We start from the raw sequence: 13,019 nt of genomic DNA, 5'->3' as shown, positions 1-13,019 counted from the left end.
CGGCCGGGTCAGCCGCCGAGGCCGCCGCCCGCCCTGAGCCGGACGTGCGAGCCGTCCCGCCCCTTGACAACCTCCAGTTGGGCCGGAACGCGGCGGCGCAGGTCCGGTACGTGGCTGACGATGCCGACGCTGCGGTCCCGTTCGCGCAGCGAGTCCAGGACGTCCAGCACCTCGTCCAGGGTCTGGTCGTCCAGGCTGCCGAACCCCTCGTCGATGAAGAGCGTGTCGAGCCGTACGCCGCCCGCCTCGTCGGTGACGACGTCCGCGAGGCCCAGCGCCAGGGCGAGGGAGGCGAAGAACGTCTCGCCGCCGGAGAGCGTCGCCGTGTCGCGTTCGCTGCCGGTCCACGCGTCCACCACGTGCAGCCCGAGCCCGGCGCGCCTGCCGCCGCTGCGGGCGTCGGAGTGGACGAGCGTGTACCGGCCGGACGACATGCGCTGGAGCCGGGCGGTGGCCGCGGCGGCGACCTGTTCGAGCCGGGCGGCGAGGACGTACGACTCCAGCCTCATCCGCCGCTCGTTCTCGGCGGAGGTCCCGGCGGTGAGCGCGGCGAGCCGGGCCACCCGGTCGTACTCGACGCGCAGCGGGCCCAGCGAGCGGACCTCGTCGGCCACGCGCGCGGAGAGCCGGTCGAGCGCGTCGCACCGCTCGCGGTGCGCGGCCAGCGTCGTGGTCGCGGCGCGCACGGCGCGTTCGGCGGCCTCGTGCGCGGCGACGGCGGTGGCGACATCGGCGGCCGGGCCCTCGGCCGCGGCACGCGCGTCGGCGTCCGCGAGCCGGTCGGCGACGACGGCGGCCTCCGCCTGCCAGGCGTCGATCCGGCGTTGCAGGTCACGGCGTACGGGCTCGCCGAGGAGCGCGGCCGCCGCCGCGGCCGGAGTGGCGAACCCGGCCCGGTACGCGGCGTCCGCGAGCCGCCCGTCGGCCTCCTTGAGGCGCCGCGCGGCGGCCTCGACGGCCCGTACGGCGTCGGCGGCGGCGTCCAGCGCGGCGGCCTCCCGCTCCAGTACCGCGGCCCGGCCCGCCACGGTGCCGCCGCTGCCCCCGAGGACGCGTGCCAGGTCGGCCTCGCGGTCGGACTGCTCCCGGTCCAGCGTCTCGCGCCGGGAGGCCCTGGCGGCGGAGCGCACCTCCAGCCGCTGACGCTCCTCGACACGGCGCGTGTGCTCCCGCTCGGCCCGGTCGAGCTCCTCGCGCGCCACGGTGCTGTCCGCGGCGAGGGCGCGCGCCTCGGCGTGCTCGCGCTCCAGCCGGGCGACGGCCTCCTCGAGGACCGCGACGGCCGGCACCCGGTCCCGCGCGGCCCCGCTGTCCTTGCCGGGCGCACCGTCCTGGGCGGCACCGTCCGGGGCGGGCGCCCCGTCTCGACCAGGGGTGTCGTGCCCGGCGGGGTCGTCGTGCCCGGCGGCCTCCGCCGCTGCGGCGGTGAGGGCTTCCCGTACGCGGTCCACGTCCCGTTCCGCGGCGGTACGGGCCTCGGCGGCGCGCGTGTGCGCCTCGTACGCCGCCTCCTCCGTCGCGCGGTCCACGTGGTCGGCGGTGGGGCGCGCGGGCGACGGGTGCTCGGCGGAGCCGCACACCGCGCAGGGGTCGCCGTCGGTGAGGTGCGCGGCGAGCTCGGCGGCGATGCCGCGCAGTCGGCGCTCCCGCAGGTCGAGCCAGGTCTCGTGGGCGGCGTTGGCGGCCTCGCGGGCGGCCGCGAGCCGGCCCTCGGCGGCGGTCAGGTCGTCGGCCAGCGCGTCGCGGCGGCGGGCGGCGGCGAGGCGGCGGCGGGCAGGGGCGAGTCGCCCGGAGAGGTGCTCGGCGCGGGTGGCGGCCTCGCGGGCGGCGTCCACCCGCGCGAGGAGGGCGTGCCTGGTGTCGTCCCAGCCGTCCAGCCACGCGGCGGCCTCGTGGAGGGCCTCGTCGTCGGCGCGGGCCTGCCGGTCGAGGCCGGCGCGCTCGCGGGCGATCTCGGCGAGGCGCTGTTCGGCACGGCGGGCGGCGTCGAGGCCGCCGAGTTCGCGGCGGCGGGTCTGCCCGAGGCGCTCCAGGGTGTCCGCGCCCGCGTCGGCGGCGTCCGGGGGCAGGCCCGGCAGCGCCCGGAGGGCGGCCCGGGCGCGGTCGTGGGCGGCGCTCGCCGCGCGGTGCTCGCGCTCCGCCTCGTCGCGCAGGTCGAGCGGACCGGCCACCCGCTCGGCCTTGCGGGAGCCGTCCAGGCGGGCCTGCCACGCGTCGTGCTCGGCGCGGCCTTCCTCCAGGGCGGCGGCGCGGCGCCGGGCGTCCTCGTACCGTTCGCGCAGGGCGGCGAGGTCGCGCTGCTTGTCCAGGGCGCGGCGGGCCGCGGCCTGCCGGTCCTCGGCCGCGGTGAGCGCCAGCCGGGCGGCCTCGAGTGCCTCTCGGGCGCCGGAGCGGGCGACGGCGGCCCAGGCGAGAACGGCGTCGGCGAGGCCGGGGTCGCCGGGCTCGCCGTCGGGCGCGGGCCAGTCGCCCGCCGCGTCACCGGCGGCCTGCGCCATGCGGTGGGCGAGGGCGAGGAGCCGCTGGTCGCCGTCACGGACCCGCTGCTCGGCGGCGCGCCGCAGTTCGGCGAGGCGTTCCTCGACGGCGGCGAAGCGGCGGGTGTCGAACAGCCGCCCGAGGAGTTTGCCGCGCGCCTCGGCGTCGGCGCGCAGGAAGCGCGAGAAGTCGCCCTGGGGCAGCAGCACGACCTGGCAGAACTGGTCGCGGCTCATGCCGATGAGCTGGCCGATCTCCTCGCCTATCTCCTGGTGGGAGCGGCTGAGGCCGTTCCACGCGCGCGTGGTGGGGTCGTACTCGCGCAGCCAGGACTGGGCCTTCTCGGTGGTGAAGCCGCTGCCGCGCTTCTTGGGGCGGGGCTGCGCGGGCCTGCGAGTGATCTCCAGGCGGCGCCCGGCGACGGTCAGGTCGAGGACGACCTCGGTGACGGTCCCGGCGGGCGCGTGGTCGCTGCGCAGCGAGGTGCCGGGCGACTGCCGCGCGCCGGGGACGGAGCCGTACAGCGCGAAGCAGACCGCGTCGAGGACGGAGGTCTTCCCGGCGCCGGTGGGGCCGTGGAGGAGGAAGAGACCGGCGGAGGAGAGCGTGTCGAAGTCGATCTCCTGGGTGGTGCCGAAGGGGCCGAAGCCGGTGACGCGCAGCCGGTGGAGTCTCACCTGCCCACCTCGCGTTCGCGTACGGCGAGGTCGGCGCGTACGTCGTCGAAGGCGCCGCGCAGGGCGGCCCGCTCGTGTGCGTCGGGTCCCGCGCCGCCGCGGACGTGGGTCACGAAGTCCTCCGCGATCTGCTGGTCGGTGCGTCCGCGCAGGCGGCGGGCGTAGGAGAGGAGGTCCTCGGAGGTGTCGGAGCGCTCGGGTTCGAAGACGAGGCCCAGGGTGTGCGGGAAGCGCCGGGTGAGCCTGGCCATGGGCTCGGCGGGGCGTACCGGGTCGGTGAGCGTCACCTCGACCCAGGCGTCCTCGTGGCGGTCGAGCGCCGGGTCGGCGAGGAGGTCGTCGAGGCGGCCGCGGAGGCGGGCGAGGGGGCGCGGGACGGGGCAGTCGATCCGCTCGGCGGTGACGCCGCCGTCGGGGGCGAGGTCGATCAGCCACATGGACTTGCGGTGCCGCCACTCGGAGAACGAGTAGGCGAGCGGCGAGCCGGAGTAGCGCACGCGGTCGGTGAGGGCCTGGGCGCCGTGGAGATGGCCGAGGGCGACGTAGTCCACCCCGTCGAAGACCCCGGCGGGTACGGAGGCGACACCGCCGACGGTGATGTCCCGCTCGCTGTCGCTGGGTTCGCCGCCCGTCACGAAGGCGTGGGCGAGGACGACGGAGCGGGTCCCTTCCGGGCGGGTGGCGAGGTCGGCGCGGACCCGGTCCATGGCGGCGGCGAGCACGGCCTCGTGGCCGGTCCTCGGGGCGCCGAGGCGTTCCCGTACGAGGGCCGGTTCGAGGTAGGGCAGCCCGTAGACGGCGACCTCGCCGTGGGGCGGGTCGGGGAGCAGGACGGGCGTGCCGATGCCGTCGGGGTCGGTGCGCAGATGGACGCCCGCGCGGTCGATGAGGCGGGCGGCGACGCCCAGGCGGCGGGCCGAGTCGTGGTTGCCGGAGATCATCACCGTGGGGACGCCCGCCTCGGCGAGCCGGTGCAGTGCGGTGTCGAACAGCTCGACGGCGGCGAGCGGCGGTACCGCGCGGTCGTACACGTCCCCGGCGACGAGGACGGCGTCCACGTCGTGGTCGTGGACGGTGGCGACGAGGTGGTCGAGGAACGCGGCCTGCGCGTCGAGGAGGCTGACGCGGTGGAAGGACCGGCCCAGGTGCCAGTCCGATGTATGCAGAAGTCTCACGGTCCCGCTCCGCCCCCTGTGTACCTCTCGTACCGCTGCCGCCGCCGGGGCCGCTCGTTCCGCTCGCGCCGGCCGCCGCCCGGACCGGTAGGCAAGTCTGCCATCCGTACGGGTGCCCCTCGCGCGCCGGTACGGGCGACGGGCGCGGGGGCCGGTACGACGGCGCCGGTACGACAAGGGGCCCGACCGGGCTCAGGCGTCGCCGTACGCCTCGCCGCCGAGCTCCAGGGTGGCCGCGCCGGCCGTCGTGTCGGCGAGCCAGCCGCGGAAGGCGTCCACGTCGGCGTCGGGCAGGCCCACCTCGATGCGTACGGCGTCGGCGTACCGCACGTCGCGGACGGAGCGGCCGGTGGCGCGCAGGTCGTGTCGGAGCTTGCCCGCCCGCTGGTGGTCGACGGTCACCGTGGCGAGCCGGTAGCGGCGGCGGGTGACGGTGCCGATCGCGTCCAGGGCCTCGCCGACGACACCCCCGTAGGCGCGGATCAGGCCGCCGGCGCCGAGCTTCACGCCGCCGTAGTAGCGGGTGACGACGGCGGCGACGTACCGCACGTCGCGCCGGAGCAGCATCTGGAGCATCGGCACACCGGCGGTGCCGCCCGGCTCGCCGTCGTCGCTGGCCTTCTGGACGGCGGCGTCGGCGCCGATCACGTACGCGAAGCAGTTGTGGGTGGCGGTGGGGTGCTCGCGGCGGACGCGGGCGACGAAGTCCTGCGCCTCCTGTTCGGTCGCGGCGGGGGCGAGCGCGCAGAGGAAGCGCGAGCGGTTGATCTCGGTCTCGTGGACGCCCTCGCGGGTCACCGTCAGGTACTGCTCCTGCATCCCGCCACCCTAGTCCCGGTCAGGGGCGACTCCTCCGGCGGTGTCCCGGGCGGCCTGCTCGGCGAGGCGGCGGTGGGCCTCGTCCCAGGTGAGCGGCAGGTCGTCGGTGGTGGTCTCCCAGAACGTGAAGGTGGAGTCGCGCATCGTCGCGCGGAGGTCCTTCATGATCCCCCGGTGGGGTTCGGCGCGGGCGTAGGCGTACAGGGCGTCGCGGTCCTGCCAGGCGGACAGCGTGTAGAAGGTGCGCTTGAGCGGCCGGGCGACCAGCGAGGCCCCGTAGGCGCCGGGCGCGGTGGTGAGCTGGCGCCAGGCCGCGAGGGACTTCAGGAAGAAGCGCGGCACGTCCGTGAGGGAGCGCACCTCGAAGCGGGACGCCATGACGACGGCGGGGGTGTGTGCGGGGGCGGGATTGGGCCTGGTCCAGGGCAGGGTGGGCATGGCGGTCCTCTCGGCGGGCGGTGCCAGGGCGGCACCGGGCCCACAATGGATAGTGGAGCTACCTATAACTAGATAGTGTCACTATCCATGTCGCGCGTAAAGGGGAATGGCGAGCGCCGTAGCCTGGTTGATCGCGGAGAACAGCCACCGGCAGGCAGGAGACGGCACGTGTACGGCGACACCGAGACCATCCGCAGGATCCTCACCGAGTCCGGAGACACCTGGGCCGTCGTGGGCCTGTCCACGAACCGGTCCCGGGCGGCGTACGGGGTGGCGGCCGTGCTCCAGCGGTTCGGCAAGCGCGTGGTGCCCGTCCACCCGAAGGCGGAGACGGTGCACGGCGAGAAGGGGTACGCGACGCTGGCGGACATCCCGTTCCCGGTGGACGTCGTGGACGTGTTCGTCCACAGCGAGCTGGCCGGTGACATCGCGGACCAGGCGGTGGCCAAGGGCGCCAAGGCGGTCTGGTTCCAGCTGGGCGTCATCGACGACGAGGCGTACGCGCGCACCCGGGCGGCGGGTCTGGACATGGTCATGGACCGGTGCCCCGCCATCGAGATCCCCGCACTCGGCCTCGGCTGAGGACGCGACCACAGGGGGCCTGCCTTCCGGACACGGGCGGGACGGGCCGCGGGCGAGTCGCCGCGCCAGCGGCCCGGCCACGGCGGACAGCCCCTACGCCCTGCCGTGTTCCTTGCGGGTGCGTCTGGCCACCGTGTCGATGACCACCGCCGCCAGCAGCACCCCGCCAGTGATCATGAACTGTACGGCCGGCTGGATGCCCAGCAGGGACATCCCGGAGGCGATCGACTGGATGACCAGCATGCCGAGCAGCGCGGACCAGGTGGTGCCCCGGCCGCCGAAGAGGCTGGTGCCGCCGATCACGGCGGCGGCGATGGCGTTCATCAGCAGCAGCCCCGACCCTGAGGTCTGGCTCACCGACGTGATGCGCGAGGCGAGGAAGAGACCGCCGATCGCCGCCATCGTGCCGGACAGCATGAAGACCGAGATCCGCACGCGGACCACGTCGATCCCGGCGCGCCGGGCCGGTTCGCTGCCGCCGCCCAGGGCGTACACCTTCCGCCCGTACCGGGTACGGCGCAGCACCACGTCGAGGCCCCCGACGACGACGAGGAAGCACAGCAGGGCGAGCGGGAGCCCCTGGAACCGGTTGAGCACATGCGCGGCGGAGAACGCGATGAGCGCGACCACCCCGGTCCGTACGGCGATCTCCGTGAGCGGCCGGTGCGGCATCCCGGCCGCCCTGCGCCGCCGCCGGTCCCGGTAGTACACGAGGAAGCACAGGACGGACCCGACCGCCGCCAGGCCGTACGCCGCGCTCACCTGGTGGAAGTAGTGGCCGGTCAGCCTACCGAGCAGGCTGTCCTCGTCCAGGTTGACCGTGCCGCTGGTCCCGAGGACGAACAGCATCAGGCCGTTCCAGCCGAGGAGTCCGGCGAGGGTGACGACGAAGGCCGGGGCGCCGACCCGCGCGACGAAGAAGCCGTGCAGGGCGCCGATGGCGGCGCCGCACAGCACGGCGGTCACGATGGCGAGCCACTCGGCCATGCCGTGCCGCACGCTCAGCACGGCGAACAGGGCCGCCGAGAGACCGCTGACGGACCCGACCGACAGGTCGATCTCGCCGATCAGCAGGACGAAGACGATCCCGACGGCGATAAGCCCGGCGCCGACGATGTCCACGCTGAGGTTGGACAGGTTGCGCGGGGCGAGGAAGTTGGCGTTCAGGATCTGGAAGACGGACCAGATGACGAGGACGGCGACGATGACGGGCAGCGCGCCCAGTTCGCCGGTGGTCAGCCGTCGGCCGACCGCGTCGGCGCCGCCGACGACGGCCCGCCGCAGGCCGTTCACCGCCCCGCTCCGCGCGCGTGCGGGGGGCGGCGGGCGGTGCCGGGGCCCGGGTGGCTGGTGACTCCGGTGATGGAGGAGATGATCTGCTCCTGCGAGGCGGTGCTGACGTCGAAGAAGCCGTTGTTGCGGCCGAGGTGGAGGACGGCGACCCGGTCGGCGACCGCCTTGACGTCCCCCATGTTCTGGCTGACCAGCAGCACCCCGGTTCCCCGGTCGCGGAGCGTCTCCACGAGGTCGAGGAAGCGGCTGGTCTGCTGGACGCCGAGGGGGGCCGTCGGCTCGTCGAGGAGGAGCAGCCGGGGCTCGCCGATCAGCGAACGGGAGAGCGCGACGGTCTGCCGCTGCCCGCCCGACAGGGACGCCACCCGTGCCCGCAGGTCCGGTACGTGGATGGCGAGCGAACCCAGCAGGTCGCGGGCGCGCCGCTCCATCTCCACCTCGTCCAGGAGACCGGCGTGGCGCAGCTCGCGGCCGAGGAACAGGTTGCCGACGACGTCGAGGTTGTCGCACAGCGCCAGCGCCAGGTCCTGGAAGACGGTGGCGATGCCCAGGGCGTGGGCGTCGTGCGGCCGTCTCACCCGTACGGTGCGGCCCTCCCACCGGATGACCCCCTCGTCGGCGGGGGCGACCCCGGCGATGACGTTGACGAGGGTGGACTTCCCCGCGCCGTTGTCGCCCATCAGGGCGACGATCTCCCCGGCCCTGACTTCCAGCTCCACGTCTGCGAGCGCCTCGACGGCGCCGAACCGCTTGTGGATGCCGCGCAGGGACAGCAGGGGTGGGACCGGCACCGACACAACACCTCCTTCACCCCGATGCGATGTGAGCCCGATGACGACGTGAGCCGATTACACGGTGAGTCCCGCCTTGGCGCACGCCGAGGCGTACTTCGGAGTACAGATCTGCTCGATCGTGTACATCCCGTCCCGTACGACCGTGTCCCGCACGTTCTGTGCGGTGACAGGTATCGGTGCGAACTGGACGGCCGGGACGCCGCGCAGGGTGGCCTCGCCGCCGCCCTCCGGGGCGATGGCGTTCGGCGGGTCGCCGCGACCGAGCGCGACGGCCATCTCCGCGGCGGCGTCGGCCATCGGCTTGAACGGCTTGTACACCGTCATGTACTGCTCGCCGCCGATGATCCGCCGGATGGCGCCCAGGTCGGCGTCCTGCCCGGTGACCGGCGGCAGCGGCTCGACGAAGTTGGCCTTCAGCGCGGAGATGACGCCCCTGGCGAGCCCGTCGTTGGCCGCGTACACCCCGTCGATGCTGCCCGCACCGAGCGCGGCGATGGCGCCGGCCATGTTGGCGTGGGCGATCTCGGGGCGCCAGCGGTCGGTGTCGTAGGACTTGGCGATGCGCACGCGGCCGTTCAGCACCTCCAGCGCGGCCCGCTTCAGGGCGGTGGCGTTGGGATCGGCCGGGTCGCCGTTCATCATGACGATCCGCCCGCCGTCCGCCTTGGGGCCCATGGCCTTGAGCAGCGCCTCGGCCTGGAGGCGGCCTATCTGGCGGCCGTCGAAGGAGACGAAGCCGGAGATCGGGCCGTCGGCGAGGCGGTCGTACGAGATGACGGGGATGCCCGCGTTGACCGCCTTGGCCACCGCGGAGCTGAGCGCCCGGGAGTCCACGGGGTTGAGGATCAGGACATCGACCCCCGCGGTGATCATCGAGTCGACCTGCTGCTTCTGCGCGGCGACACCGCCCTCGGCGTTGGCGTAGTCCACCGTGCAGCCGGGGCAGACCTGGGCGACCTTCGCCTCGATCAGCGGGCGGTCGAACGTCTCCCAGCGGGCGGTGTGGGTGTCGGGCAGCAGCAGGCCGATGCGCGGGGTGAACTCGGTGAGCGTGGGGCTCGGCCCGCCGTCCAGGTGGGCCTGCTCGGCGGTGCCGCAGCCGGTGACGGCGAGGGCGAACGCCAGCGCGGCCGCGGCGAGACCGGAGCGCGGGCCGCGACGCCGACGGAGCCTCGGACGGAACACTCCACTCACCTGCCTTCCCCCAGGGAACCGGCGGAGCGTGCGGACCCGGAGCGCCCGGACCTCCCGCGCACGGCCCCGGAGTCCGTGGACCCCGCACGCGTGGCGCCGGAGCGCGCGGCGGGGCCCGCGGAGTCGTACGGGACGGGGTCCGCGGCCTCCGGAAGGGCCCCGGGCCCGCCGTCGTCGGCCGGGCCCGGCTCGCGGGTGACGACGAACTCGCTCCACACCTGTTTGCCGCCGCTGACCGGGACCGACCCCCAGGACGCCGACATGGCCTCCACCAGGAACAGCCCGCGCCCCCCGGTGGACTCCCAGTCGGCCATCACCGGCTTGGCGGGTGCCCGCGGCGAGGTGTCGGTGACGGCGATGCGCATCCGGTCCCCGGCGAGCGTCAGATCGAGGCGTACGGCCCCCTGGGTGTGCACCAGGGCGTTGGTGACCAGCTCGGAGACGACGAGCAGCGCCGCGTCGGCCTCCTCGGCGACGCCCCAGGCGCGCAGCGTGCGGGCGGTGAAGCGGCGGGCGTGCATGACGGCGTCGGGCAGCCTCCACACGGTCCAGCCGGTGCGGATCGGCGGGACGCCCATCCCGTCGTACCGCATCAGGAGCAGGGCGATGTCGTCGTCGCGGCGGGTCCCGTCGCCGAGGAGCTGGTCGGCCATGCGGCCCGCGTCGCCGGGATCGGCGTCGGAGAGCAGGTCCCGCATCCGCAGCATGCCGTCCTCCAGGTGGAGACTGGAGGACTCCACGAGCCCGTCGGTGAGGAGCGCGATGACCGTGCCGGGGGCGAGGCCGACGGCGGTGATGGGGTAGTCGGAGTCGGCGAGGACGCCGAGCGGGAGGCCGCCCTCGGTGGCGACCTCCTCCGTGGACCCGTCGGGGTGGCGCAGCAGCGGTGCGAGGTGTCCGGCACGGACGATCCAGGTCTCGCCCTCCTCCATGTCGAGTTCGACGTAGCAGCAGGTGGCGAACAGGTCGGTCTCCATGCCGACGAGCAGCCGGTTGGCGTGCGAGACGACGACGTCCGGCGGGTGGCCCTCCACGGCGTACGCCCGGATGGCGGTGCGGATCTGGCCCATGATGGTGGCCGCGCCCGCGCTGTGCCCCTGGACGTCCCCGATGACGAGGGCGACGCGGCTCTCGGACAGCGGGATCACGTCGTACCAGTCGCCGCCGACCTCCAGGCCGACCATCGCGGGCAGGTAGCGGGCGACGGCCACTCCCCCGGCCAGCTCGGGGAGCCTGCGCGGCAGCAGGCTGCGCTGGAGGGTGGTGGCCAGCTCGTGCTGGGCGTCGAAGGCGTGGGCGCGGCGCAGGGCCTGGCCGACGAGGCCCGCGGTGGCGGTCAGCAGGGACCGCTCCTCGGCGCCGAACTCGTGCGGCTCGTCCCACCCGGCCAGACAGGCGCCGATGACGCGTCCCTCCGCGGGGAGCGGCAGCAGGGCGAGGCCGCCGGGTCCGACACCGGCGAGGGCCGGTTCGACGTCGGCCCCGGCGGGCACGAGCCCGACACGCACCTCCCGGAGCGCCGCGGCGAGGGTGGGCAGGGAGCGCAGGGGTGTGTCGGGCCACTCGGAGCGCCATTCGGAGCGCCAGATCTCGGGCCAGGCGGCCGGTTCGGGCGGGTCGAGGACGGTGACGACGAGCCGGTCGGCCTCCAGACCGGCGACGGCGACGCGGTCGGCGCCGACGAGCGGGTCGCGCAGGGCGCCGATGACGACGCGGGCCACGTCGCGCGCGGTCATGGTGGCGGCGAGGGACGCGGACAGCCGTTGTACGAGGGACACCTCGTCGGTGTCGGGGCGCAGCGACGAGGCGTCCACGACGACGCCGAGGACCCGCTCGGGGCGTCCGTCGGGGTCGTTGAGGACGCGGGAGCGCAGCCGCAGCCAGCGCAGGTCGCCGGTGGGGCGGCGGACGCGGAACTCCAGCTCCCGGCTGGCCGAGGTGGTCTTGCCCGGTTCGACCAGGGACATCAGGGCGGGCAGGTCGTCGGGGACGGCGTGTGCGAGGAGCGTCTCGACGCGTCCGTCGAAGTGGTCGGGGGCGATGTCGACCAGTTCGAGCATCCGCGCGTCGGCGCTGATCAGGCCGGTGTGGAGTTCGAGGGTGAACGACCCGAGCCGTTCGGCGTCCAGGGCCTGGCCGGGCATCAGCTGGTACCGGATCTGCGACGGGCCCTCCCGGCGCGGCACCGACCCCGCCGGTACGATCCCGCCCGCACCGCTCGCGACGGTGTACGCGGTCGCCGGTTCGCCGCCCGCTTCGAGGCGGGCGGCGACCTGTTCGGCGTACAGCTCCATGAAGCCGCGCCGGTCGGTGTCGAAGCCCCGGCCGGTGTCGTCCACCACGACGAGGCAGCCGAGCCGCCGGTCGTCCGTGCCGACGGGCAGCACGCCCAGCGCGGCGTCGGGCGGGAGGTCCTCGGGCACGGCCTCCCGGCGGGCGGCGAGCTCTGCGGCCGTGGGCCACTGTGGGCGGCCGCTGCGGAAGGCGTCGGCGACGGCGGAGCGGCCCGACACGGCGTACCCGCCCGGCCAGCCCGGCAGCGCCCCGGACTCCTCGGCGGGCCCGGCGAGGCGCAGTTCGCGGCCGCCCTCGCTGGGGACGTAGACGGCGGCCAGGGTGGCCCCGGCGAACATCAGGGTGCGCCCGGCCACGGCCCGGCGCCCGGCCTCGTACGGCCGCGCGGCACCGGGGGCTCCGTCTGCGAGGTCAGCCCGCAGTCCCGGAGCCCCAGCCGCGGCGCCACCCTCGCTGGTCACTTCGCCATCCACCTCACCCTCCATACTGGGCGTCCGCGCGGAAAGGGGGCCAGTCAGGCGGTCCGGCGGGGTGGCGCGGGGCGTGTCGGCGGCGCTCGGCCGGCCGGTGGCGGCCGCACGGGGACGGTCGCACGGAGACGGTCGGCGGAGGCGCTCAGGGCCCCGGTGGGGCGGCCCGTCAGCGGACGGGCGGCACGGACACGACGAGGGTCAGCTCGACCGGCTCCCCGCCGTCGTTGCGGTAGGCGTGCGCGACGTTCGACTCGAACGCCGCGGACTCGCCCGCCGTCACCCGGTGCTCGACGCCGTCCACCACGAGGGTCAGCTCCCCGGCCGTGACGTGCAGCAGCTCGGTCGTGCCGTCCGGGTGCGGGTCGGAGGCGCTGGACTCGCCGGGCATGATCGTCCAGGTCCACAGCTCCAGCGGGCCGCCCGCGTCCGCGCCGACGAGGAGGGTGCTGTGGCTCCCGGCCTCGGTGGACCACATGCGGACGGCGCGCCCGGCGGGGACGACGCGGACCTGCGGCCCCTGTTCGTGGTCGAGCAGCGTGGCGAGGGAGACGCCGAGGGCGTCGGCGAGCTTGACGGTCGTGCCGACGCTCGGGTTCGTCCGGGCCTGCTCGATCTGGATGATCATGCCTCGGCTGACCCCGGAGCGTGCGGCGAGGGCGTCCAGGGTGAGGCCCCGCTGCTTGCGCCAGCGCTTCAGGTTGCGGGCGAGTGTCTGCGTGAGCTGATCGAGGTCCGACACATTCCGTCCAATATTCTGGATGACAGAGTTCAATGGACTGCACTACGGTGTGGTGCACCCCC

At 75.1% G+C, this 13,019-nt stretch carries 10 protein-coding genes; 1 reads left to right on the top strand and 9 read right to left on the bottom strand.

Translation table 11 applies throughout. From position 1 onward, the window contains the following. Window positions 1-8: 8 nt before the first annotated feature. From J116_RS25225 to J116_RS25210, 4 genes are all read right to left on the bottom strand, one after another. Window positions 9-3,155 carry an AAA family ATPase gene (locus J116_RS25225; protein WP_023589855.1) on the bottom strand — a complete coding sequence of 1,049 codons (3,147 nt, stop codon included), beginning with the start codon at window positions 3,153-3,155 and terminating at the stop codon, window positions 9-11. After that, complete coding sequence (locus tag J116_RS25220) at window positions 3,152-4,330, bottom strand: exonuclease SbcCD subunit D (protein WP_023589854.1); 1,179 nt, start codon at window positions 4,328-4,330, stop codon at window positions 3,152-3,154. The genes J116_RS25225 and J116_RS25220 overlap by 4 nt, the downstream gene beginning before the upstream one ends. A 192-nt stretch (window positions 4,331-4,522) precedes the next feature. Beyond that, window positions 4,523-5,149 (bottom strand): YigZ family protein, encoded by a 627-nt coding sequence (locus tag J116_RS25215; RefSeq protein ID WP_023589853.1) that lies wholly within the window; start codon window positions 5,147-5,149, stop codon window positions 4,523-4,525. 9 nt (window positions 5,150-5,158) lie between these two features. Further along, complete coding sequence (locus tag J116_RS25210) at window positions 5,159-5,587, bottom strand: DUF3291 domain-containing protein (protein WP_023589852.1); 429 nt, start codon at window positions 5,585-5,587, stop codon at window positions 5,159-5,161. Between the two features lie 168 nt (window positions 5,588-5,755). Between J116_RS25210 and J116_RS25205 the strand changes: the two genes are divergently transcribed. Continuing rightward, window positions 5,756-6,169: a CoA-binding protein gene (locus tag J116_RS25205; RefSeq protein ID WP_023589851.1), complete on the top strand. Its 414-nt coding sequence runs from the start codon at window positions 5,756-5,758 to the stop codon at window positions 6,167-6,169. A 93-nt stretch (window positions 6,170-6,262) separates the two neighbouring features. Here the strand turns inward: J116_RS25205 and J116_RS25200 are convergent, their stop codons facing one another. The 5 genes from J116_RS25200 to J116_RS25180 all read right to left on the bottom strand — a co-directional run bounded on the left by J116_RS25200 (window position 6,263) and on the right by J116_RS25180 (window position 12,957). After that, window positions 6,263-7,462: a sugar ABC transporter permease gene (locus tag J116_RS25200; RefSeq protein WP_023589850.1), complete on the bottom strand. Its 1,200-nt coding sequence runs from the start codon at window positions 7,460-7,462 to the stop codon at window positions 6,263-6,265. Then, window positions 7,459-8,253, bottom strand: coding sequence for an ATP-binding cassette domain-containing protein (locus J116_RS25195; protein ID WP_028964500.1), 795 nt, complete (start codon window positions 8,251-8,253; stop codon window positions 7,459-7,461). Before J116_RS25195 ends, J116_RS25200 begins: the two co-directional genes overlap by 4 nt. A 57-nt stretch (window positions 8,254-8,310) precedes the next feature. Next, window positions 8,311-9,441, bottom strand: coding sequence for a sugar ABC transporter substrate-binding protein (locus J116_RS25190; protein WP_023589848.1), 1,131 nt, complete (start codon window positions 9,439-9,441; stop codon window positions 8,311-8,313). A 5-nt stretch (window positions 9,442-9,446) separates the two neighbouring features. After that, entirely contained in the window at window positions 9,447-12,083 is a 2,637-nt protein-coding gene (locus tag J116_RS25185) for a SpoIIE family protein phosphatase (RefSeq protein ID WP_099048259.1), read from the bottom strand. A 301-nt stretch (window positions 12,084-12,384) separates the two neighbouring features. Continuing rightward, a complete protein-coding gene (locus J116_RS25180; RefSeq protein ID WP_023589846.1) occupies window positions 12,385-12,957 on the bottom strand; it encodes a helix-turn-helix domain-containing protein in 573 nt (190 codons plus the stop codon). Window positions 12,958-13,019: the final 62 nt, after the last annotated feature.

This window comes from Streptomyces thermolilacinus SPC6 (assembly GCF_000478605.2).
GTDB classification, from domain to species: domain Bacteria; phylum Actinomycetota; class Actinomycetes; order Streptomycetales; family Streptomycetaceae; genus Streptomyces; species Streptomyces thermolilacinus.
This window is presented reverse-complemented; position numbering and strand designations above follow the sequence as displayed.